The sequence below is a fragment of the Afipia sp. OHSU_II-C1 genome, from assembly GCF_000497575.1.
In the GTDB taxonomy this organism is placed as follows: domain Bacteria; phylum Pseudomonadota; class Alphaproteobacteria; order Rhizobiales; family Xanthobacteraceae; genus Afipia.
In genome coordinates this window covers 48,782-72,192 of sequence record NZ_APJI01000014.1, presented here as the reverse complement: position 1 = coordinate 72,192, position 23,411 = coordinate 48,782, and the positions used below count along the sequence as shown (strand labels likewise).

Genomic DNA, 23,411 nt, shown 5'->3' with positions numbered 1-23,411 from the left:
CTTCCACCCGATTTCCGGCGGGATGGAACTACGGCTTCACGATCATGGCAGTGCGCCCGATCAGACGCGCGAGCTGCTTGAAGCGATTGGTGACGCGGTCGGCGGCAAGATCTGCGGCCCGCTTGTCGAACGCCAGGATGAGCTTGCGGCCCTGATTGCGGAAATGCGTGTGCGGCAGCACGCCGCGCTGGGCCGCGGAGATCATGAAGGCCACGCGGAATGCGGCCCCGATCAGGCGCGCGCGATCGACCATCGCGGGCGGAATGAGCGCGCGCACGGCTTGCGGCGCCTCGTTCTCCTCGTTCAATCCGGCGTAGCGATAGTAGGCCGCGAGCGCGAGAAACACCCTGCCCTCGTGAGTCACCGCGCCGAAATTTCCGTTGATGATGAAATCGAGCGATTGCTCGCCGCGATGATCCGGATGGGCCCGCCAGGCTGCGTCGGACAGCCAGCACGCCGCATGACGTAGCCGCTTCTCGTCGTCGCTTTCGCGCAAGCCCGCGACCCTGAACAGCTTGTCGGTCCACACGATCAGATCGTCGGCGTGGCGCGGCGAACGCGCGCGCAGTTCGTTCATGGTCTGCGCCGTGGCGATCAGCCCGTCTTTCTGCTGCTCCTTTTCAGGCAGCATCTCATAGAGCAATCCTTCGCGAACGCCGTAGGTCGAGAACACGATGTTCTTTGGCTTCGCGACGCGGATGATGTATTCGAGCACCAGCGCCGCATAGGTCAGCAGCGGGCGGCGGGCATCGGCCACGGTCTCGATGTCGGCGAGCGTATTGCTTGCGGCCAGACGGCGAAGCCGCCGTACAAAGTCCAGCGCGTCAGCCGCCGGAATGGTGTAGCCGTGCATCACGTGCAGCGGATAGCCGCTCTGGATGATGTGGATGCGTGCCAGCGCGCGCCATGTGCCGCCGACCGCATAGAACGTCCGGCCCGCGCCGGCCTTGAGCTGCGGCAACCCGGTCAGCCCGGCTGCCACGATACGCTCCGCCTTCTTCAGCGATTTCTGCGACGCATCCTGCAACGCGAGGCCGCCGAGCGGCAGTGTCGTGCCTGAGCGAATGCGCTGGCCGCGCACATCGATGAGTTCGAGCGAACCGCCGCCGAGATCGCCGACGATGCCGTCCGGCTTGTAGACGCCCGACGCGACGCCGAGCGCAGACAGCTTCGCTTCTCGCGCGCCCGACAGGATATTGATGGGACAGCCGCAGATGCGCTCGGCCTTGGCGATGAAGTCCGGCCCGTTGGTCGCGTCGCGGCAAGCTGCAGTGGCGATCGCGTGGACCTCGCCGACCTTCATGATCTTGCAGAGCGCCTTGAAGCGCTTCAGCGCCGCCAGCGCCTTTTCGACGGCGTCTGCCGCCAGCAATCCGGTCGACTGCACTTCGCGGCCGAGACCGCAAAGTGTTTTCTCGTTGAAGATCGGTGCGAGATTGCGCGTCTTGTCCTCGTAGACAACAAGACGGACGGAGTTCGATCCGATGTCGATGACCGCGACGCTCTTCGATGGCTTGCGCGCAGCACGAGGCCGCTCGCGAACGAGTGCCGGGCTCACGGATTCGTTCTTCGAACCACTAACGCTCCGAACGGCGCGTAAGACGGCGTGGCGAAGATTCTTTAAGCGACTTTCCACGGCCTGACAGACTCGGATTCGTCATGAAGTAATCGTGCACGTTGAAAGGTTCCTCGCCCTTCGCGGCCTTCATACGCGTTGACGACCCATCCGGCAACAACTGCCAGCTCTGCTCGTTATCCTTGAGGTTCGCGACCATGATTTGTTCGAGAACCTGCTGATGAACCGTAGGATTTTGCAGCGGACACAGCACCTCGACGCGGCGGTCGAGATTGCGGGGCATCATGTCCGCGGACGAAATATACACAGCGGCCTTGGCGCTCGGCAGGCCGTGCCCCATGCCGAAGCAGTAGATTCGCCCGTGTTCCAGGAACCGGCCGATGATCGATTTGACCCGGATGTTCTCCGAAAGTCCGGGAACACCGGGACGCAAACAGCAAATTCCGCGGATCACCAGATCGATCGAGACACCGGCCTGCGATGCCTCATAAAGCGCGTCGATGATCTCGGGATCGACCAGCGAGTTCATCTTCAGCCAGATCGCCGCCGGCTTTCCATGACGGGCGAAATTCGCCTCGCCGTGAATGTGCTCGAGCATCCGCTTGCGCAGCGTGAGCGGCGACACGCCCATCTTCTCGATGTCGCGCGGCTCCGCATAGCCGGTGATGTAATTGAAGACGCGCGCCGCATCGCGCGCGATCACCGGGTCGGACGTGAAGTACGACAGGTCCGTGTAGATGCGCGCGGTGACCGGATGATAGTTGCCTGTCCCGGCATGAACATAAGTCGTCAGCCCCGTGCCTTCCCGGCGCACCACCAGCGACAGCTTGGCGTGAGTCTTGAGCTCGAGGAACCCGTAGACCACCTGCACGCCCGCGCGTTCAAGATCACGCGCCCAGCGGATGTTGGCTTCCTCGTCGAACCGCGCCTTCAGTTCGACCAGCGCCGTCACCGACTTTCCGGCTTCGGCGGCTTCGGCAAGCGTCCGTACGATCGGTGAATCGCGTGATGTGCGATACAGCGTCTGCTTGATCGCGACGACATCGGGATCGCGCGCCGCCTGTTGCAGGAACTGCACGACGACGTCGAACGATTCATAGGGATGATGGACGACGAGATCCTTCTGGCGGATCGCGGCAAAGATATCGCCGCCATGATCGCGAACGCGCTCGGGATGGCGCGGCACATAGGGCGTGAACTCGAGATCAGGACGATCGAGCCGAGTCAGTTGCGACAGTTCGTTCATAGCGAGCACGCCATCGACAAGCAGCACGTCATCGTCAGGTGTCGACAGTGCGCGCTGCACGAAAGCGCGGAGATCATCCGGCATGGTGGCTTCGATTTCGAGGCGGATCACCGACCCGCGGCGGCGGCGCTTCAGCGCCGACTCGAACAGGCGAACGAGATCCTCGGCCTCTTCCTCGATTTCCAGTTCGGAGTCGCGGATGATGCGGAACGCGCCCTCACCCTTGACCACATAGCCGGGGAACAGACGGCCAATGAACAGCGCCGTGGCCTGTTCAAGCGTGATGAGACGCACCGAGCCGTCCTTGCCTGCGGGCAAACGGATAAAGCGATCGATCTTACCCGGCATGCGGATCAGCGCATTCATCGCCTTGCCGTCGGAAACCCGCGCCAGATGCAGCGCGATGGTGAAGCCGAGACTTGGGATGAACGGGAACGGATGCGCCGGATCGATCGCGAGCGGCGTCAGCAGCGGGAAGATGTTGTGAAGGAAGTGGTCCTCGATCCAGGCGCTTTCGGCCTTGGTGACGTCCTTCCCATCGACCAAGACGATCCCGACCTCGGACAGGCCGCCGCGCAGATCGCGCCAGATTGTCTGCTGGTCGCTTGCAAGCTTCGAGACGGTCTCGTTGATCTTGGCCAGCTGCTCGGTGGGCGTCGAGCCGTCCGGGCTGCGCTCGGTGATGCCTTCACGGATCTGTGCCTTGAGGCCCGCGACGCGGACCATGAAGAATTCATCAAGGTTATTGGCGGAAATCGACAGGAACCGGACCCGCTCCAGCATCGGGTGGTTCGGATTGACCGACTCTTCCAGCACGCGGCGGTTGAAGTGGAGCCACGACAGTTCGCGGTTGATGAAGCGCTCCGGGCTTGACCCGATCGACGACGCGGTTGAAATCTCTTCGTTTTCTTCTTTTTTAACAATAGCTTGCGCGGCGTCCATGAAGTCAGACCTCATATCGTGTCATCAGTCCGGACCTTAGGCCCGTTCCACTGAGACAATGTGCCAGTCTCGTGACAGTTCGATGACATGATGGGCCAACAGGTCTTAACGACCAAGCCCTGTTCGATCAGGCCGCAGGGTCTTTGAGCAGTTCCGCGGCCAGGGCGCGGGTCACCGGCCGGCGCAGCCGCAGCGCCTCCTCGTCCAGCAATTCGACCGTCCGTCGCGCCGCCGCAAAGGATCGCTCGATACGGGTCGAGAGATAGCTGACGATCCCCTCATCCACGATCATCTGGCGGTCGGCACAGAATTTGACGATCAGCGCCCGGAACAACAGGTCGTCCGGCGGGGTCAGCGTGACCACCGGCACGGCCCGCAGCCGGGACCGCAGATCGTGCAATGTCACTGCGAATGACGACGGCTGTACCCGTCCCGTCAGCAGGATATGGGCCCCATCTTCACGCGCCAGATTAAGAAGATGAAACAGCGCGCGCTCATCGAGAGACGCCGGGTCGAGATCATCCACGACCAGCGCGCCAGTCGCCAGTTCGCCCGGTACGTTAGCCGGCGTCAGTGTGTGGGCCGCAACCGACCGGGCACCCGCTTCGGCCGCCCAGATCGACGCAAGATGGCTTTTGCCGCTGCCCTCCGGCCCCACCAGCATCATCACGCGGTTGGGCCAGTCGGGCCACGCGTCGATCAGCGCGAGCGCCTGCGCGTTGGCCGAGCCTTCAAGGAAATTATCGCGCGTCAGGCTTTCCGCATGCGGCAGCGCAAGGGCCAACTGACGAGGACGGACGCGAGCTACCACGCAATACTCCCGGCGAGCAGTCCGGTTGAAGCAACATGCGGCTTTTGAAGTTGTATCACGGAATCGGCGCAGTCGCGCTCATGTGCCGTGCCCACTCCACCAGATAGAAGGACACCGAAAGCAGCGTCAAGACGGTCACGAAACCGGCCAGAATGATCTCATACGGCGACGCATTGAACTGGAAACCGAGCGAGGCCAGCACCAAGGCGGCGAACGACACCTGCGCCACGGTGTTCAGTTTCGAGACCATCAACGGCTTCATCGGAACCGGATTGTCGAGCAGCCAGGAGATGATCACCGCGCCGACGATCATGAAGTCACGCGACACCACAAGAATGACCAGCCAGCGCGGAATGTCGCCCGAGATTCCGAGCGTGACGTAGATCGAAACCAGCAGCGCCTTGTCGGCCACGGGATCGAGCAGCGCGCCGATCTCCGTGGTCATGTTGAACCGCTTGGCAAGGAACCCGTCGATGGCATCGCTGACCCCCGCCACCACGAAGATCACAAAGGCGATAGTCATCTGGTTCGAGGCGATGGCCCAGACGATGACCGGCACCAGCAGGATGCGGCCCAAGGTGATGATGTTCGGTAGATTCACGCGACTTTTTCCCGGCTGTTCCTGTTTTAACGAGCCCCGGACGGCTTGCAAAGGATACGGGGATGCGGCGGACCGCTCGGGGGCCTTTCTCCTAGCTATGCACAGCCTGCCCGGCGGCCATTGCGCCAAGGCAAAATCCGACGTAACCACCGGCTAACTCTCGGAATCCCCGGCATGACCGATCAAAAATCCGGCCTGACTTATTCATCCGCCGGCGTCGATATCGACGCCGGAAACCGCCTGGTCGACCTCATCAAGCCGCTGGTGCGCGCCACGGCGCGGGCGGGCGCCGATGCGGAAATCGGCGGATTTGGCGGGCTGTTCGATCTCAAGGCCGCCGGCTTCAAGGACCCCATTCTGGTCGCCGCCACCGACGGGGTCGGCACCAAGGTCAAGATCGCCATCGAGACCGGCATCCACGGCGGCATCGGCATCGACCTCGTGGCGATGTCGGTCAACGATCTCGTGGTTCAGGGCGCGGAGCCGCTCTTCTTTCTGGACTACTTCGCCTGCGGCAAGCTCGACCCCGAGGCCACCGCCTCGATCGTGGCAGGCGTTGCCGAGGGCTGCCGCGAATCCGGCTGCGCCCTGATCGGCGGCGAGACCGCAGAAATGCCCGGCCTCTACAAGGATGGCGACTACGACCTAGCAGGCTTCGCGGTGGGAGCAGCGGAGCGCGGCACCCTGCTGCCGCACAAGGACATCGGCCCCGGCGACGCGGTGATCGGCCTCGCCTCGTCCGGTGTTCACTCCAACGGCTTCTCGCTGGTACGCAAGGTGGTCGAGAAATCCGGGGTGACGTTCGACGCGCCGGCACCTTTCGCGCCCGTCATGACGCTCGGCGGCGCCCTGCTCGCCCCAACAAAGCTCTATGTGAAGTCGTGCCTCGCCGCGATCCGCCAGACCGGCGCGGTCAAGGGTCTCGCGCACATCACCGGCGGCGGCTTCACCGACAACATTCCGCGCGTGCTGCCGAAACATCTCGGCGTCCGCATCAATCTGGCCGCCGTCCCCGTTCTTCCCGTGTTCAAGTGGCTGGCGGCCGAGGGCAATATCGCCGAACTCGAATTGCTGCGCACGTTCAACTGCGGCATCGGCATGGTCGCCATCGTCAAGCGCGACCAGCTCGTCGAGGTGATGGACGTGTTCGCGCAGAACGGCGAGCGCGTGGTCGATCTCGGCGAAGTAGTCGAAACGCAAGGCGACGAGCGCGTGATCTACGACGGCCACCTCAACCTGGCGGATTGAGATGGCACGACGCCGCGTCGCCATTCTGATCTCGGGGCGCGGATCGAACATGACCGCGCTGATCGAGGCCGCGGCCGCGCAGGACTATCCGGCGCAGATCGCTCTGGTGATCTCAAACATTGCAGGCGCCGGCGGATTGGCAAAGGCAAGCGCTGCCGGGATCAAGACCGAGACCATCGAGAGCAAGCCGTTCGGCAAGGACCGCGAAGCGTTCGAGCGCGCGTTGCACGGCGTTCTGCTGGCTCACGATATCGATCTCGTCTGCCTCGCGGGATTCCTGCGCCTGCTGACACCATGGTTCGTCAAGCAGTGGGACGGCCGAATGCTCAACATCCACCCGGCCCTGTTGCCGTCCTACAAGGGACTGCACACCCATGAGCGAGCTCTGGCCGACGGCGTGAAGATTCACGGCGCGACGGTGCACTTCGTGGTGCCCGAAATGGATTCGGGGCCGATCGTCATGCAGGGCGCTGTCGGTGTACATGAAGACGATACGGCGGATACGCTGGCTGCTCGGGTGCTTGGCGTTGAGCACCGGATTTATCCGGATGCACTCCGCCTCGTCGCCAGCGGCCGCACGCGGCTGATGAGCGGGATTTGCAAGACCGGCGATGCCGGCCCCGACACTGCGCTGATCGTTCCAGCTGTCAGCTAGATAGCGCATCAAACAAAACCCCCCGGCTGGTGGCCGGGGGAGCATCAGATTCCGTCGAATCGCGACGTCAGGAAACTTTCAGGTTTTCCGCAGATGACTTGCCGCGATTTTCTACCAGTTCGTACTCGATCGTCTGATTTTCATTGAGGGTCGAAAGCCCGGCGCGCTCGACCGCCGAGATGTGCACGAACACGTCCTTGTCACCGACCGCCGGTTTAATGAACCCGTAGCCTTTGGTCGGGTTGAACCACTTCACCGTACCTTTTGCCAACGTCCGTCTCCTCGTCCAGATATAAAAAAGGCGCGGTCACGCTCATCGCGTGCCACGCCGCTAGCGGGCTTCAAATGTTTTGCAGAATGTCGTGTCTTCCAAGTCCACAGCCGAACGGCCCAAATCCGATTGCAGCCACAATCCCAACACGAAAATTTCGGCTTAGCAAGACTGCAAAACACCACAAACGCCTGTGGCCGCAGCACCACAGCGGGTGCGAATGCCCCGCGGCCGGCATGGCGGTGCGTTGACGCAAGCGGCGGATTCGGGGCAAATCGCATAACGCTATTGCAACAAATCCTTTTGAGTTCCCCTTTTGATGACACTGTCAGCGAGCATGGGCCGGAAAAAGCTGCTGCACGTGACGGTGGCCGGGGTCGCCCTGTGCACAGCATCGAGCGCCAGCGCACAGTTCATCCCGCCGACCCCGGGCGTCACCGACAACAACTCCCAGCTCTCCGTCAACGCCGCACAGTTCGACCTTGGCAGCAGCTTTCTGCAGCGGCTCGGACGCGAAGCGACCTATGGATATGCCGCGCGGGATAATTCCGGCGGCGGCGGCGCATCACAAAGCACCGCCGAGCCTCAGTACCGGACATGGGCCGAAACCTACGGCATTCGCGCACGCACGGCTGCGCAAGGGACCTTTGTCGGCGACAAGCGTGGAACGCTCGGCGTGGTTGGCGGCATTGGCGCGACCGTCGCGCCCGGCCTGAACGTCGGCTTCTCCGCCGATCAGAGCCAGACATGGATCGACGTGCCGCTAGCGCTGCAAAGCGCGACGCTCGGCATGACTCAGCTCGGCGTCAACGCCTCCTACCTCAACGGACCGTGGACCGTAGCGATGGCCGCTGTTCATGGCTTTGCCAGGATCAGTTCAATCCGCGCGACGCCGCTCGGCAGCGCGTATGCCAACTATCGCGGCAGCATCGACGGCGTGCTTGGCGAACTGAACTACACCTACGCCTTCGGCCAGAGCCGCATCGTGCCGAAGGTGGCCCTTGAATACGTCTCCGCCCGCACCGACAGATTCTCCGAATCCGGAGGATTTCTTCCTGTGACCGTTGCCGATGGCCATGGCGAGCGTGCCCGCGTCCTGGCTGGCGCTGAATTCGGGCACTACTGGATCGTCGGCCAGCAGGCGATCGACGTGTCCGTCTATGGCAAGTTCGTCGATAACTTCACGCAGAACATCGGGACCGTGCAGGTCAGCCTCGGCAACAACGCCATCGGCGTCGCCGGCATCCGCGAAAGCCGGAACGGCGCCGACGCGGGCGCCGCCACGTCCTGGATCCTGAGCAACACGGCAAGGCTCTACGCTAACTATGACGGCAGGTTCCGCAGCGGCTTTGAATCACACCAGGGCACTGTCGGCGTCGAGCTGAAGTGGTGAGTTGCTGAGCGCGGGGATCGCGCGGCAGCAATCTGCCCCAAACGACAACGTCCCGGCTTTCACCGGGACGTTTTCATTTCTGGAACCTTGAGCGTCGTTTACGCTGCTGCCGGCGCTTCCTGCTGCTCGCGCAATGCACGCTTTCGCCAGATCGAGCCGACCACCAACACCACGATCACACCGAGCACTGCGAGCGTCAGCTCACCGATCTCGCCGTTGAACTTTAGGTGCTTGGCAAAGCCGAACATGGCCGACGTGGTGTCGACGTCGAGCGCGATATGGCCGTCGAGCACGCGATGCAGCCAAGGCGCGACCGCGGGATCGGTTGCGATCACCTCGCCCGCAATCCAGCCGAGCAGCGCGGCACCGAGCCAGACCAGAGCTGGCACGCGGTCGAGCAACGCCATGATCAGCGCCGCACCGGCGACGATCATCGGAATGCTGATGGCAAGGCCGAGGATCAACAGGATGGCGCTGCCATTGGCGGCAGCAGCAACCGCGATCACGTTGTCGAGGCTCATAATGATGTCGGCCACGGCAACGATGCGTACCGCCGCCCACAGATGGGCTGCGGCCTGCACGCCATCCTCGTCTTCCTTTTCAGGGACGAGGAGTTTCGCCGCGATGATCAGCAGCGCGAGCCCGCCGATCAGCTTCAGGAACGGCATCGTCATCAAGGTCACGACGATGAAGGTGAAGATGATGCGCAGCAGAACTGCGACACCTGCACCCAGGATCATGCCCCACACGCGCTGCTTGGGTTGCAGCCCGCGGCACGCCAGCGCGATCACCAGTGCATTGTCGCCGGACAACAGCACGTTGATCCAGATGATCTTGGTCAGGGCGACCCAGAACTGGGGTTGCTGAATCTCATTCTCGAACTGAGTGATGAGACCGCCGATTGTGGCGGGATCGAAAATCTGAGCAATCCAGTTCACGTTAAGGGCCCCCCGACCGTTTGTTGTTACCGGTTATTCAAGTCAGCCGACGATTTCATTCCCCGAAAAGAACTGAGCGATCTCGATCACCGCAGTCTCTGCAGCGTCCGAGCCGTGCACGGAGTTTTCGCCGATCGACTTGGCGTGCGCCTTGCGGATGGTGCCTTCCGCAGCCTTCGACGGATCGGTCGCGCCCATGACGTCGCGGTACTTCAGGATGGCGCCCTCGCCTTCGAGAACCTGAACCACCACCGGACCGGAAACCATGAAGTCGACCAGTTCGCCGAAGAACGGACGCGCCTTGTGCACGGCGTAAAAGGTCTCGGCCTGCGCGCGGGTCATCAGAATGCGCTTCTGCGCGACAATGCGCAGTCCAGCCTTCTCGATGATGGCGTTGACGGCGCCGGTCAGATTACGCGCGGTCGCGTCAGGCTTGATAATCGAAAAGGTGCGCTCAATCGCCATGGTACTGTCCTTGAAAGCAGATGTTGGAAGGGTTGCCGCGCTTATAACGGCGCGGTGATGCAACGGCAAGCTGGTATACCAGCGGCCCGCCCGGGATGGACGGCATGCCGCACCCGATACCTCTGCTGCAGGTGCCTGCCAAGCCCCTTCCGAAAACTTACTGCAATTTCATCGAGATGAATGCTGCCTGACGCGGCCATGCCGATTCAGTTCAGGATTGCGCGGCTAGTTTGCCCGCGTAGGCCGGCATCGGTTGCCCACGAACATTCAGCAAGGCGTCCGGCTGCGCCTCAGACCGAATTCGAGGAGATCACCATGATCCGCAAACTCATTCTCGCATGCGCCGCAGTTGCAGCTCTTGGCGCGGCTGCGCTCACCCCGTCCGTTGCTTCTGCCCATGGCTGGCACGGCGGACATGGCTGGCACGGTGGTGGCTGGCGTGGTGGCGGTTTCCACCGCGGCTGGGGCGGCCCGCGCTTCGTCGGCGGTCCGGTTTACTTCGGCGGCGGCTATGGCGGCTGCTACGTGCGCCGTCTTGTTCCGACGCCGTGGGGCTATCGCTACCGGCTGGTGAACCGCTGCTACTGATCAAATTCTGCACGACTGCTTCCCCGAAACTTGCACCGGCCGCCACAAGCGGCCGGTTCTTTTTGTCGCACCCTTCTCCTGGATCGAACCGCGCGCGCAACCGGATCGACAGACATGCAGGGACACATCAAGGCGCCCCGCGTCAAACCGAAGGAGACTTGTCATGTTGCGCAAACTCGTTCTTGGACTGGCTGCTGTCGCTGCTCTGTCCACCACTGCCCTGCTTCCCACTGCGGCTTCGGCCAAGGGCTGGAAAGGCTGGCATCATCATCACCATCACGGCCACTGGGGCCATGGCTACGGCTTCTATGCCGGCGGTTATGGTGGCGGCTATGGCGGCTGCTACGTGAAGCGCCTGGTCAATACGCCGTACGGCCTTCGCTATCGGATCGTGAACGTTTGCTTCTAAGCGGATCGCATCCGCTCCTCCCCAGACTTGGCCCCCGGCAGTAACCCTGTTCCGGGGGCTTCTTTCATCGTGAGTTCCGGTTCCCGAACATTTAAATTTTTACCGATTTCAAACCATGCACGAAGAACGCGCGAACCTGGGCCGCGGTCTCTGCATTGTCCCGTGGTATTGATTAGAACTTGAAATAAATTGGAGCAGGCTCATGGCGACCCGATTGAACGCCCCTGACGTCCGTCTCGATGACCTTCATAGCGAAGCCGTCTGGCAGGGCATCGGCGAGAGACTGCGCGATGCGCTGAGCCGCGAGTCGCCGGACATGCCGCAGCGTCTGCGCGCGCTTATCGCGCGTCTGCCTGAACTCGACGGCGAAAAAGCTCCATCGCTCGTGCCCGACCTGGAAACGCATTAGCGCGCACCTTTAGCAAGCGGGATCGCGCACGCCGCAAGCGCCGCGATCCGTGACCAGATGGTCCGATAAAGCTGTTGCGTTCGGCGGCCTGTTCCGTAAAAGCCCGCCATGCTCTCCATCAACGATATATCCATCCGGATCGCCGGACGCCTGCTGATCGACCAGAGCACGGTGCAGATCGTGCCGGGCGCGCGGGTTGGCTTTGTCGGCCGCAACGGCGTCGGCAAATCGACGCTGTTCCATGCCATTCGCGGCGAGCTGCCGCTTGAAGCCGGTTCGATTGCGATTCCGCCGCGCTGGCGCGTCGGCAGCCTTGCACAGGAAGCCCCGGACGGTCCGGAAAGCCTGATCGATGTCGTGCTGAAGGCCGACCTGGAGCGTGCAGCATTGCTGCATGAAGCGGAGACCGCACACGATCCGCATCGCATTGCCGATATTCAGACGCGGTTGGTCGACATCGACGCCCATTCCGCACCGGCCCGCGCCGCCGCCATTCTGTCGGGGCTCGGGTTCTCCACCGCCGATCAGGCGCGGTCCTGCTCGGAATTCTCCGGCGGCTGGCGCATGCGCGTGGCGCTGGCGGCGACGCTGTTTGCCGCGCCCGACCTCCTGTTGCTCGATGAGCCGACCAACTACCTCGACCTCGAAGGCACGCTCTGGCTTGAGGATCACCTTGCGAACTACCCGCGCACCGTGATCGTCATCAGCCACGACCGCGATTTGCTCGACACATCGGTGGATCAGATCCTGCACCTCGATCGCGGCAAGCTCACGCTTTACAAGGGCACCTACTCCTCATTCGAGGAACAGCGCGCCACCCGCGAAATGCTCGACGCCAAGCACGCCAAGAAGCAGATGGACGAGCGCAAGCGGCTGCAGGCATTCGTGGACCGCTTCAAGGCCAAGGCCTCGAAAGCCAAACAGGCGCAGTCACGCGTCAAGATGCTGGAGCGGATGAAGCCGGTCACGGCTCTCGTGACGCAAGACGTCCGCGAGATCACGTTTCCAGAGCCGGACAAGATTCTCTCGCCGCCCATTATTGCGGTGGATGATGTGTCGGTCGGATACGATCCCGCAAAACCCGTGCTCAACCGCGTCACGCTGCGCATCGACAACGACGATCGAATCGCCCTGCTCGGCTCAAACGGCAACGGCAAATCGACCCTGGTGAAACTGCTGGCCGGCAAGCTGCCGCCGTTTTCCGGCAAGGTCGTGCGCGCCGACAAACTGTCGGTTGGGTACTTCGCGCAGCACCAGACCGACGAACTCGATCTCGACGGCTCGGCCTACGACCATCTGCGACGGCTGATGCCGCACGAGACGGAAACCAAAGTCCGCGCGCGCACCGGCGCCATCGGCTTTTCCGGCAAGGCCGGCGACACCAAGGTGAGTTCGCTGTCCGGCGGCGAGAAGGCACGGCTGCTGCTCGGACTTGCGACGTTCTACGGCCCGAACATGATCATCCTCGACGAGCCGACCAACCATCTGGACATCGACAGCCGCGCTGCGCTCGCGGAAGCCATCAACGATTTTCCCGGCGCGATCATCATGGTCTCGCACGACCGTTACCTGATCGAGGCGTGCGCCGATCAGCTATGGGTCGTGGCGGATCGCGCCGTTACACCGTACGACGGCGATCTCGACGACTACCGGCGGTCGGTGCTGACAACGCGGGGTATGCGGGCATCAAGCCGCGACCGCGCCACCCATGAACGCGGCAACGGCAAGCCGGCGCGACCGAAATCCGAGAAGCGCGTGCCGCTCAAGCAGAAGATTTCAAACGCGGAAAGCGAAATCGCGCGGATCACCGGCATTATCGAGAAGATCGACGCCGCTCTGGCCCTGCCCGATCTATTCAAGCGGGATCCCAAGCAGGCGGCGCAGCTCACCAAGGCTCGCGCAAGTGCGGCTGAGGCGTTGCAGCGCGCCGAAGATGAATGGCTGGAAGCAAGTTCGTCCTACGACGAAGCGGCGGGCTGAAAGATCAGGCTCGCTTCTTCTTCGCGCCGCGCGCGGGCTTTTCCGGCGGCGGCACGTCAACGCGCTCGATCGCCGTCAAGCGGCCTGATGTGAAGGTATAGGCGCCAGGGCGCGGTCCGCTCCGCCAGGTAATCTGCGCGACGCGGTCGCCACGCTCGTTGTTCGACAGGTTGACGTTGTCGGGGGCGACGGCAATCGCGCGGGCAACGTCGCATTCGGTATGGCCCAGTGCGACGGGAGCCACGGAAACCTGGCCTTCGGAAGCATTGGCATCGGCAGGTGCCCCCGGCGCCGGCATCCCGGGACATTGACCATCGGAACTGATGAGATCGTTCGGCGTCACCTCTTTCGACACGCTCAGCGGCGGCGTTTCGATGGTGCTGTTACCCTTAAAGATCTTGCCCGGACGAGCAAACCATTCCTGGTCCTTGAGCGAAAAGTCCGACAAAGCGCCGACGCCGCCGCAGCCACTCACCATGGGGGCCAGGATCACAAGGGCCACCAACGATCTTGTATGGATGCTTTTACGCAGGACGCTCAAATTCGATCTCACACCAACTTCAGCGCTTTTCTTGCGCGCTCGGGAACCAGGATATGTCGTAAAGCAAATGCCTAAACAATCATTTGCGCGTCTTTTGGCGGCAAGAATGGAACGCCTTGCCCATAACTGCGCTTACGTGGCCTTCCACCATCCCTTTGCGGCACCATGGTGGCTAAGCGCCGGCCAGGTCAACGAAAAAAGACCGTAACATTAACGGCCGTCCATTACCGGGATCGCACATTTACGCGCGCTTCTGCCATCTGCCGCGCTCGTCGGTCTGCCAGTAGGTCAAATCGAGCCCGCGCGATTTACCGTCGGTCCAGGCCGCGCGGGCGACGCCGAGCGCTTCGTCATCGTCGCCGTTGAAGACAAAAACGATGCGGTCGTACGTTGCGCAATCCTTGGGCAGACCCGCAGCATCGACGATAAACCTGACATTGGCGTTGTTGGGATTGCCATCGTCCATCGTCAGAACGATCGGCTGGTTCATCGCATCGCTGTCGCGCCAGGTGCCATGCGGCAAAAACGAATCCTCGCGATACGTCCACAAATGCGCATCGAGCGCTTCGGCGCGCTCCTCCGATCCGGTCTGAACCGCAACGCGCCAGCCGCGCTCAACAGACTTCTCAAGCAGCGGCGGCAACACCTTCTCAAGTGTCGTGTCCTGCAAGTGATAGAACAGGATTTCGGTCATCGCCTAAGGGGAACCCCGGGAGTTCATTTCGTCATTGCGAGGAACGTTAGCGATGAAGCAATCCAATCTTGCTTACAATAAGAATGGATTGCTTCGCTTCGCTCGCAATGACGGAAAGCAACGTTACTTCTTCGTCTCGTAGTTGTCCGCCACCAGCCGGTTCAGCAGCCGCACACCATAGCCAGATCCCCAACTCCGGTTGAGATCCGATGCAGGAACCCCCATTGCCGTACCGGCAATGTCGAGATGCGCCCATGGCGTGTCGTCGACAAAACGCTGGAGGAACTGCGCCGCAGTGATCGAGCCGCCGTTACGGCTGCCGGTATTTTTCATATCGGCGAACTGCGAATCGATCTGCTTGTCGTATTCGGGGCCGAGCGGCATGCGCCAGACGCGCTCGCCGGTCTCCTGCCCCGCGGTGGTCAGGCGTTCCGCGAGCTCGTCGTCGTTCGAGAACATGCCGGCGTATTCGACGCCGAGCGCGACCATAATCGCGCCGGTCAGCGTTGCCAGATCGACCATGAATTTCGGCTTGTGCTTTTTCGCGACATACCAGAGCACGTCGGCCAGCACGAGGCGGCCTTCAGCGTCGGTGTTGATGATCTCGATGGTCTGCCCCGACATCGAGGTCACGATATCGCCGGGACGCTGGGCATTGCCGTCCGGCATGTTTTCAACGAGACCGATCGCGCCGACCACATTGACCTTCGCCTTGCGGGCAGCCAGTGCGTGCATCAGACCGACAACACAGGCCGCACCGCCCATATCGCCCTTCATGTCTTCCATGCTGCCGGCCGGCTTGATGGAAATACCGCCGGTGTCGAAGCACACGCCCTTGCCGACAAAGGCAATCGGCGCCTCGCCCGGCTTGCCGCCGTTCCAGCGCATGATGACGGTGCGTCCGTCGTGCTCCGATCCCTGCGAAACACCGAGCAGAGCACCCATACCCAGTTTCGTCATCGCCTTGACGTCGAGAACCTCGACCTTGACGCCGAGTTTGCGCAGCTGCGTTGCACGCCGCGCGAATTCGGCGGGGAAAAGCACGTTCGGCGGCTCGTTGACGAGTTCGCGCGCGATCAGCACGCCGTCCACGACATGATTCTCTGGCGCGAATGCCTTGCGCGCGGCGGCAACATCGGCCACCGCAATCGAGAACTGCGCGCGCAGCGGCGCGTTGTCACCGTCTTTCTTCGTGGTCTTATAGCGCACGAATCGATAGGCGCGCAGCCGGATGCCGGATGCGATCAGCGCAGCCTGCGATCCCTTCATTGCGCCCGACGGCAATTCGCCGAGGACCGTCACGGCTTCGGTCCCGGCGCTGATCTTGGCCGCGACTTTGCCGCCCAGCTTGATGAAATCGCTGTCCTTGAGTGACGCGAGCTTGCCCGCACCGACGACAACGAGACGGCCAGCCTTGAGGCCTTCAGGCGCCAGAATATCCAGCACGGCACCGCTCTTTCCCTTGAACTGGTTCGCCGAGGCTGCGCGCTTGATGGCATTTACGGTCGGCCCCAGTGCCTTGTTCGTGGCAGGGCCAAATTTCAACGTATCGTCGCAGAACACCACCAGAACGCCACGTGGGGCGGCGGAAAACGGTACGAAGCCGACCTTCACGGCGTCGGTCATAGGCAAATCCTCCAGATAATCGCGGCTTGCGCAGCAAAGAGAGCGAGAATCCAGCTGGATTCTCTGCAGCGCACTATGACGCTTTCCGGCGCGCGCTGCCAAGCGCGCCAAGCATGCCTGACGTCCCGCTGCAAGAGTCACCCCAAAGCAACGATGAGGTTTTATTAACCGTACTTGAGGTGCGGCCTCAGGTCGGCCATTTTGTTGACCAATCAAAGGGATGCTATGAAATAAGAATGTGCCGGAAAATGCGATTCCGTGCCCTTGGGGAGCCTTGCAAAAGGTCTGGGCAAGTTCGCGAATACCGGATGGAGTTGGGGATACCGCTGCCCGATGGGGTCGATCGACACCACTGTTTACCGGACGACCGCGCCGTCGTCCGCTTGGCCTTTCGCGACCGCCCGGTGTGCCGGGCGGCAGGCGTTGGCATAAGGCGGTCGCGCGCATGGTGACGACAATCCTCGCACGCTATTTCGCTGGTCGTTTCGTGATCGCATCGGTCGCGACCTTTGCCGCGATCTTCGTGCTGATTATTACCGTCGACTATATCGAGCTGATGCGGCGCGCCGGCGGCCTCGCAAATGTGTCGGGCCTGTTCGTCGCGCAAACAGCGCTGTTCCGCGTGCCGCTGTCGCTCGAAAAGCTGATGCCATTCTGCATCCTGATCGGTGCGATGGTTTCGTTCCTTGCCCTGTCGCGCCGGCTCGAACTTGTGGTCGCGCGGGCCTCCGGCATCTCGGCTTGGCAGTTCACCACGCCGGCACTGATTAGCGCGCTCGTGCTCGGGACGCTCGCCACCGTCATCTACAATCCGCTGTCCGCGGAGATGCTCGAACGCGCCAAGGGCATGGAGCGGAGAATCTTCACCGATGGCGCACCAACGTTGCAGGACGGTGCCGGCTTCTGGCTCAATCAGTCCACCAGCGAAGGACAGAGCGTCATCAATGCCGCCCGAAGTCAGGGACAAGGCGCGCTCCTGACCGGCATCTCGGTGTTCCGGTATGACACGGCGGGTATTTTCCGGGAGAGGATCGAGGCGCAGGAAGCCACCCTCGAGCCCGGCCGATGGGTATTCAAACAGGTGCGCCGCTACACCCTCGATAACCCGGTGATCGAGCAGGACACCTTCACGATCGCCACCACCCTCACCTTGGCCCAGGTCCGGAACAGCTTCTCCACCCCCGAAACTGTGTCATTTTGGCAACTCCCCGACTACATCAAGTCGTCCGAGAACTCGGGACAGGCCACAGCCGGATACCGCCTGCAGTACCACAAACTCATCGCGCGCCCGTTTTTATTGGCTGCAATGGTGATGCTCGCGGCCGCCGTAAGCCTGCGGTTCTTCCGCTTCGGCGGCGTGCAAAAGATGGTTTTAAGTGGCGTTGCAGCAGGGTTTCTGCTCTATGTCCTGTCGAAAGTAACTGAGGATTTAAGCAAGGCCGAGTTGATGCATCCGCTCGCTGCCGCGTGGTTGCCCGTTTGCGTGGGCGGCCTCTCGGGATTTTTGGCTTTGCTGTACCAGGAGGACGGGTAGTGGCCGTTGTCGCCGCCCTCCAAGGACGAACGCCTGCGTTCAGGCGGCGCATTCGCTTGCGCCGTCAAAGCCTGCTCATGTCTGTGGTTCTGGGGCTTGGCCTGGTGGCCGGGCTTGCGGGTCCTGTGGCAACACCTGCGGCTGCCCAGTCCTACCGGTTCAACCAGCTTCCTCCGAAGCCGCCGAAACAGGCGCGGCCGGACAGCAACGGGCAGATGCTCGTGCAGGCGACCGAGGTCAATTACGACTACAACAACTCGCGCGTCGCGGCGGTCGGCAGCGTTCAGATCTATTACAACGGCGCGACCCTTGAAGCCGACAAGGTGATCTACGACCAGAAGACCAAGCGCCTTCATGCCGAAGGCAACGTCAGGCTGACGGATGTCGATGGCAAGATCACCTATGCCAACATGCTCGACCTGTCGGACGACTATCGCGACGGCTTTGTCGATTCGCTGCGGCTGGAGACGGCCGATCAGACCCGCATGGCCGCGACACGCGCCGACCGCACCGACGGCGATGTCACGATTTTCCAGAACGGCGTCTATACTGCCTGCGCCGCCTGTAAGGACAACCCGAAGAAGCCTCCGCTGTGGCAGGTCAAGGGCGCGCGCATCATCCACAATCAGACCGAGAAGATGTTGTACTTCGAGGACGCCCGCCTCGAGTTCTTCGGTCAGCCGATCGCATACATGCCGTTCTTCTCGACGCCTGACCCGACGGTCAAGCGCAAGAGCGGCTTCCTGATTCCGAGCTACTCATCGAGCACGCGTTACGGCGTCGGCATCGAGGTGCCGTATTACTTCGCGCTGGCGCCCGACTACGACCTGACGCTGTCCCCTCGCTACACCACCAAGCAGGGCCTGCTGATGCAGGGCGAATTCCGTCAGCGCCTGATCAACGGCGCTTACGAAATCCGCGCCTACGGTATCCGCCAGGACGACCAGAAGCAGTTCAACGCCGAACCCGGCGACCGCGAGTTCCGGGGCGGCATCGATACCAAGGGTCAGTTCGCGCTCAACGACAAATGGGTCTGGGGCTGGGACGCGGTTGCGGTTTCCGACAAGTCGTTCTTCTTCGACTACGGCCTCGGCCCGTACAAGAACGCGCTCAACTCCTTCCTGCTGACACCCGATACGGGCCTGTCGCAGATCTATCTCACCGGCGTCGGTAACCGCAGCTATTTCGACGCGCGGATCATGCACTTCCTCGGCTATTCGGCGGCCGATAACCAGAGCACAATTCCGGTCGTTCACCCGGTGATCGACTATTCGAATGTGCTCAACCGCAACATTCTCGGCGGCGAGTTCAGTTACAAGGCGAACTTCACCAGCCTGAGCCGCCAGACCGCATCGTTCGACCCGATCACCACGATTGCGCTCAACAACGGCTGGTGTCTGCCCACCTCTGCTGACCCGCGGGCCAGAACGCCATCGCAATGTCTGCTGCGCGGCGTCGCCGGCGACTACACACGCCTGACAGCCGAAGTGGAATGGCGCCGGTCGTTCACCGACTCCATCGGCCAGATCTTCACGCCGTTCGCCTCGCTGCGCGGTGACGTCATCAGCGCCAACATCGACAACCAGCCCGGCGTCTCCAACTACCTGCCGGTCGGTTCGACCCAGACCGCGCGCCTGATGCCGACGGTCGGCCTCGAGTATCGCTATCCCTTCATCAACGTGCAGCCATGGGGCACCACGACGATCGAGCCGATCGGCCAGTTGATCATCCGGCCCAATGAGCCAAACGCCGGCCGCCTCCCGAACGAAGACGCGCAGAGCTTTACGTTCGACGACAGCAACCTGTTCCGCGTCGACAAGTTCTCGGGCTACGACCGCGTCGAAGGCGGTGGCCGTGCCAATGTCGGCGTCCAGGCAACCACGCAGTTCGACCGCGGCGGGTTCGTCAACGTGCTGTTCGGGCAGTCCTATCAGCTGTTCGGACTGAATTCGTTCGCCGTGCAGGACCTCACCAACACCGGCATCGCCAGCGGTCTGGAAACCAACCGCTCCGATTACGTTGGCCGCATCGCGTATCAGCCCAACAAGATCTACAGCCTGATCGCCCGCACCCGGCTCGACGAGGCAACGGGAGCCGTGCGTCGCTTCGAACTCGAAGGCCGGGCCAATTTCGATCGCTTCCAGGTGAGCCTGCTCTACGGCAATTACGACAAGCAGCCTGAACTCGGATTCCTCACCCGCCGCGAAGGCATCGTGGGAACCGGCTCGATCAAGGTTGCGACCAACTGGATGCTGTCAGGCGGACTGCGCTACGACATCACCAACCAGACGATCAACCAGTACATCGTGGGCGCCGGCTATGTAGACGACTGCTTCATTATCGCAGCGAACTACATCACCGATTACGCCTATACATCGACAAGCTATGCGGCTCCCGTCACCGACCACCGCATCATGCTGCAAATCGGCTTGCGCACGATCGGCACCAGTTCGTTCAACGCTTCGCAGTAGTATCCCGGTAGCGGAATTTTGAAGCCCGCGCGATTGCAGCTTCAAGGCGCATCCGGCAAGGCTACGGGAACCGCCGAAAATTCATCAAGCGCGTGCATTGACGCCGCAAACGCGAGGTAGATTTGCTAGACGCTGGACTCACCAGCCTTCGCCAGGGACGGATTTGAAGACGGGTCTGAATATGATCGTGACTTTTTTTCTTCGCGCAGCACGAGCTGTTTCACTCGCCGCCGCTGTTCTCGTTACGCCGAGCCTCGGCTCCGCCCTCATGGCGCAATCCGTCGCGGCTATGGTGAATGGCGAGGCCATTACCAATTTCGACATCGACCAGCGCATCAAGCTCACGCAGCTTACGACGCGAAAGGCGATCTCGCGGCAGGAAGCCCTCGAAGAGCTGATCAACGACAAGCTCAAGATCAAGGAAGGCAAGCGATACGGCCTCGACATGTCGTCGTCGGATATCGACGGCGCATACGGCAACATGGCCTCGCGCATGCGCATGAGCCCCGAGCAGTTGAACAAGACGCTCGAAGGGCATGGCATCCGCCCTGAAACCCTCAAAAGCCGCATCAAGGCGGACATGACCTGGGGCAATCTGGTGCGGGGCCGGTTCCAGTCGAGCTTCCTCGTGCCGGAAAAGGATCTCGCCGGAATCGAAGCCGGCAAATCGGAAGGCGAAAGCTTCGAGTATCTCGTTCGTCCGATCGTTCTGATCGTGCCGCGCGGCTCCGGCTCCGCCGCCATCGAAGCCCGCCGCAAGGAAGCGGAATTGCTTCGCAACCGCATCCAGTCCTGCGATGAGGCGCAGGAGCTGTTCCGCTCGATGCGGGACGCGGCGATCCGCGACCAGCTCACAAAAACCTCGGCGGACCTTCCGCCGAACCTGCGAGAGCTGCTCGACAAGATGCCAATCGGCAAGCTGACCCCGCCGGAAGTCACCAAGCAGGGCGTTGAAATGGTGGCGCTGTGCAGCCGCAAGCCGACCAAGGCCGACACCCCGGCCAAGCGCGAAGCGCGCGAGAAAATCTACAACCAGAAATACGAAGCCAAGTCGAAGTCGTATCTTGAGGAAGTCCGCAAGGGCGCCATGATCGAGATGCGTAACAAATGAACCTCCGGGCGGCGCTGCGGCCATGACCAAAGCTTTGGCGCTGACGATCGGCGAACCTGCAGGCATCGGTCCTGATATCGCCATCGCCGCATGGCTGAAGCGGCGCGAACTCGATCTTCCCGCGTTCTATCTGATCGGCGACAGCGCATTCATCGCAGCCCGCGCCCGGATACTGGGCGTCAGCATTCCGACCGCCGACACGAGCGCCGAAGACGCCGCAGGCGTTTTCGCGGACGTGCTTCCAGTGGTCACAACGCGCGTGGCGGCGACAGCGAAGCCCGGACAGCCCGACGACAGCAGTGCGCCGACGGCTATCGCCTCGATCCGGCATGCGGTTGCCGACGTCATCGCCGGACGCGCCAGTGCGGTCGTCACCAATCCGATCGCCAAGAGCGTGCTCTATCGCGCAGGCTTTTCCCATCCGGGTCACACCGAATTCCTTGCGCAACTCTCCGCGGCTGTGAGCGGTGCGGTGCCTCATCCCGTGATGATGCTGTGGTCGCCTGATCTTGCCGTGGTGCCGGTAACGATCCATCTGCCGCTGCGCGACGCCATCACGCAACTGACCAGCGACCTCATCGTCAGGACCGCGCGTATCGTCGCGGCGGACTTGCAGACGCGGCTCGGCATCGCTCGCCCCCGTCTCGCGATCTCCGGACTTAATCCGCATGCCGGCGAGGATGGTTCGCTCGGCACCGAGGACCAATCGATCATCGCGCCAGCGATTGAGGCGCTGCGGCGGGATGGCATCGACGTACGCGGCCCGCTGCCAGCCGACACCATGTTTCACGCCGCTGCACGGAAAACCTATGACTGCGCGATCTGCATGTATCACGACCAGGCGCTGATCCCGATCAAGACCATCGCTTTCGACGACGGCGTCAACGTCACGCTGGGACTGCCGTTCATTCGCACCTCGCCGGATCACGGCACGGCGTTCGACATCGCGGGCACAGGCCGCGCCAACCCGTCCAGCCTGATCGCAGCGCTTCGGCTCGCCGCACGCATGGCGGCGATGAAGGAATGAGCGCCATCGACGATCTGCCGCCGCTCAGCGACGTGATCCGCCGCTTTGAACTGTCAGCGCGCAAGTCGCTGGGACAGAACTTTCTGCTCGACCTCAACCTGACGTCGCGGATCGCGCGCGCGGCTGCCCCGCTTGAGGACGCGACCATTGTTGAAATCGGCCCCGGCCCCGGCGGTCTGACGCGCGCCCTGCTCGCGCAGAATGTCAAACGCGTCATCGCCGTGGAACGCGACGAGCGCGCCATTCCTGCACTGGAAGAGATTGCGCAGCGCTATCCCGGCCGCCTGACCATCGTAAATGCGGATGCAACGACATTCGATCCGCGGCCGCATCTCAATGGCGAGCGCGCAAAGATCGTCGCCAATCTGCCTTACAATATCGCGACCGCGTTGCTGGTCGACTGGCTCAGCGCCGAGCCATGGCCGCCGTGGTACGACATGATGGTGCTGATGTTTCAGCGCGAGGTCGCCGAGCGCATCGTCGCCCGTGAAAATGACGATGCCTATGGCCGCCTCGGCGTGCTCGCCAACTGGCGGGCCGAAACCAAGATCCTGTTCGATATCTCGCCCGGTGCCTTCGTGCCGCCGCCCAAGGTGACGTCATCCGTGGTGCGGCTGATTCCGCGCGCCGCACCTCTGCCCTGCGATCGCCGCATGCTGGAGCGCGTAGCCGCGGCCGCCTTCGGCCAGCGCCGGAAAATGCTGCGGCAGAGCCTCAAGTCGCTCGGCGTCGATCCAGCGCTCCTTGCTACGGCCGCTGGCGTCGATCCAACCCGCCGGGCGGAGACCATTCCAGTGCCCGGCTTTGTTGCCATGGCCCGCGAATTGGCGGATATAACAGCCGCAAAATCAAAAACAGTGTAACGGAGAAAGCTC

The 23,411-nt window shown here is 62.3% G+C and carries 22 protein-coding genes; 12 read left to right on the top strand and 10 right to left on the bottom strand.

The features are described from left to right. Positions 1-28 precede the first annotated feature (28 nt). The 4 genes from ppx to I554_RS0115900 all read right to left on the bottom strand — a co-directional run bounded on the left by ppx (position 29) and on the right by I554_RS0115900 (position 5,176). A complete protein-coding gene (gene ppx, locus I554_RS0115915; RefSeq protein ID WP_024577477.1) occupies positions 29-1,558 on the bottom strand; it encodes an exopolyphosphatase in 1,530 nt (509 codons plus the stop codon). A gap of 19 nt (positions 1,559-1,577) precedes the next feature. Then, positions 1,578-3,764 (bottom strand): RNA degradosome polyphosphate kinase, encoded by a 2,187-nt coding sequence (locus tag I554_RS0115910; RefSeq protein ID WP_024577478.1) that lies wholly within the window; start codon positions 3,762-3,764, stop codon positions 1,578-1,580. A 127-nt stretch (positions 3,765-3,891) separates the two neighbouring features. Beyond that, positions 3,892-4,575 carry a DnaA/Hda family protein gene (locus tag I554_RS0115905; RefSeq protein WP_024577479.1) on the bottom strand — a complete coding sequence of 228 codons (684 nt, stop codon included), beginning with the start codon at positions 4,573-4,575 and terminating at the stop codon, positions 3,892-3,894. Positions 4,576-4,630: 55 nt separating this feature from the next. Further along, positions 4,631-5,176, bottom strand: a complete 546-nt coding sequence (locus tag I554_RS0115900; protein WP_024577480.1) for a CDP-alcohol phosphatidyltransferase family protein — start codon at positions 5,174-5,176, stop codon at positions 4,631-4,633. 174 nt (positions 5,177-5,350) lie between these two features. Between I554_RS0115900 and purM the strand changes: the two genes are divergently transcribed. Together purM and purN are read left to right on the top strand one after the other, a co-directional pair. Then, positions 5,351-6,424, top strand: a complete 1,074-nt coding sequence (gene purM, locus I554_RS0115895; protein WP_024577481.1) for a phosphoribosylformylglycinamidine cyclo-ligase — start codon at positions 5,351-5,353, stop codon at positions 6,422-6,424. Between the two features lies 1 nt (position 6,425). Next, the gene (gene purN, locus I554_RS0115890) at positions 6,426-7,079 is read left to right on the top strand and encodes a phosphoribosylglycinamide formyltransferase (RefSeq protein WP_024577482.1); all 654 of its coding nucleotides are present in this window, start codon (positions 6,426-6,428) and stop codon (positions 7,077-7,079) included. A 67-nt stretch (positions 7,080-7,146) separates the two neighbouring features. On the opposite strand, the gene I554_RS0115885 is transcribed toward purN, so the two are convergent. Beyond that, complete coding sequence (locus I554_RS0115885; protein WP_002711511.1) at positions 7,147-7,350, bottom strand: cold-shock protein; 204 nt, start codon at positions 7,348-7,350, stop codon at positions 7,147-7,149. 319 nt (positions 7,351-7,669) lie between these two features. Between I554_RS0115885 and I554_RS0115880 the strand changes: the two genes are divergently transcribed. Beyond that, positions 7,670-8,743, top strand: coding sequence for an autotransporter outer membrane beta-barrel domain-containing protein (locus I554_RS0115880; protein ID WP_024577483.1), 1,074 nt, complete (start codon positions 7,670-7,672; stop codon positions 8,741-8,743). 98 nt (positions 8,744-8,841) lie between these two features. Here I554_RS0115880 and I554_RS0115875 read toward each other — a convergent pair whose 3' ends face one another. Together I554_RS0115875 and ndk are read right to left on the bottom strand one after the other, a co-directional pair. Beyond that, a complete protein-coding gene (locus I554_RS0115875) occupies positions 8,842-9,681 on the bottom strand; it encodes a TerC family protein (protein WP_024577484.1) in 840 nt (279 codons plus the stop codon). Between the two features lie 42 nt (positions 9,682-9,723). Continuing rightward, positions 9,724-10,146: a nucleoside-diphosphate kinase gene (gene ndk, locus I554_RS0115870; protein WP_024577485.1), complete on the bottom strand. Its 423-nt coding sequence runs from the start codon at positions 10,144-10,146 to the stop codon at positions 9,724-9,726. 315 nt (positions 10,147-10,461) lie between these two features. Here ndk and I554_RS0115865 point away from each other — a divergent pair, with 315 nt between their 5' ends. The 4 genes from I554_RS0115865 (at position 10,462) to I554_RS0115850 (ending at position 13,532) form a co-directional block, all read left to right on the top strand. Further along, a complete protein-coding gene (locus tag I554_RS0115865; RefSeq protein ID WP_024577486.1) occupies positions 10,462-10,734 on the top strand; it encodes a hypothetical protein in 273 nt (90 codons plus the stop codon). Between the two features lie 163 nt (positions 10,735-10,897). Next, a complete protein-coding gene (locus I554_RS0115860; protein WP_024577487.1) occupies positions 10,898-11,143 on the top strand; it encodes a hypothetical protein in 246 nt (81 codons plus the stop codon). A gap of 202 nt (positions 11,144-11,345) precedes the next feature. Next, positions 11,346-11,552: a hypothetical protein gene (locus I554_RS0115855; protein WP_024577488.1), complete on the top strand. Its 207-nt coding sequence runs from the start codon at positions 11,346-11,348 to the stop codon at positions 11,550-11,552. A 108-nt stretch (positions 11,553-11,660) separates the two neighbouring features. Continuing rightward, positions 11,661-13,532: an ABC-F family ATP-binding cassette domain-containing protein gene (locus I554_RS0115850; protein ID WP_024577489.1), complete on the top strand. Its 1,872-nt coding sequence runs from the start codon at positions 11,661-11,663 to the stop codon at positions 13,530-13,532. Positions 13,533-13,536: 4 nt separating this feature from the next. Here the strand turns inward: I554_RS0115850 and I554_RS0115845 are convergent, their stop codons facing one another. The 3 genes from I554_RS0115845 to I554_RS0115835 form a co-directional block, all read right to left on the bottom strand. Next, a complete protein-coding gene (locus tag I554_RS0115845) occupies positions 13,537-14,073 on the bottom strand; it encodes a hypothetical protein (RefSeq protein ID WP_024577490.1) in 537 nt (178 codons plus the stop codon). Between the two features lie 241 nt (positions 14,074-14,314). After that, positions 14,315-14,767, bottom strand: coding sequence for a DNA polymerase III subunit chi (locus I554_RS0115840; protein WP_024577491.1), 453 nt, complete (start codon positions 14,765-14,767; stop codon positions 14,315-14,317). 123 nt (positions 14,768-14,890) lie between these two features. Continuing rightward, a complete protein-coding gene (locus tag I554_RS0115835) occupies positions 14,891-16,393 on the bottom strand; it encodes a leucyl aminopeptidase (protein ID WP_024577492.1) in 1,503 nt (500 codons plus the stop codon). Positions 16,394-16,838: 445 nt separating this feature from the next. Here I554_RS0115835 and lptG point away from each other — a divergent pair, with 445 nt between their 5' ends. The 5 genes from lptG to rsmA all read left to right on the top strand — a co-directional run bounded on the left by lptG (position 16,839) and on the right by rsmA (position 23,399). Continuing rightward, positions 16,839-17,927 (top strand): LPS export ABC transporter permease LptG, encoded by a 1,089-nt coding sequence (gene lptG / locus I554_RS0115830; protein ID WP_024577493.1) that lies wholly within the window; start codon positions 16,839-16,841, stop codon positions 17,925-17,927. Beyond that, positions 17,927-20,398: an LPS-assembly protein LptD gene (locus I554_RS0115825; RefSeq protein ID WP_024577494.1), complete on the top strand. Its 2,472-nt coding sequence runs from the start codon at positions 17,927-17,929 to the stop codon at positions 20,396-20,398. Before lptG ends, I554_RS0115825 begins: the two co-directional genes overlap by 1 nt. Positions 20,399-20,579: 181 nt before the next feature. Next, a complete protein-coding gene (locus I554_RS0115820) occupies positions 20,580-21,509 on the top strand; it encodes a SurA N-terminal domain-containing protein (protein WP_024577495.1) in 930 nt (309 codons plus the stop codon). 22 nt (positions 21,510-21,531) lie between these two features. Continuing rightward, positions 21,532-22,536, top strand: a complete 1,005-nt coding sequence (pdxA, locus tag I554_RS0115815) for a 4-hydroxythreonine-4-phosphate dehydrogenase PdxA (RefSeq protein WP_024577496.1) — start codon at positions 21,532-21,534, stop codon at positions 22,534-22,536. Continuing rightward, entirely contained in the window at positions 22,533-23,399 is an 867-nt protein-coding gene (gene rsmA, locus I554_RS0115810; protein ID WP_024577497.1) for a 16S rRNA (adenine(1518)-N(6)/adenine(1519)-N(6))-dimethyltransferase RsmA, read from the top strand. Before pdxA ends, rsmA begins: the two co-directional genes overlap by 4 nt. Positions 23,400-23,411: the final 12 nt, after the last annotated feature.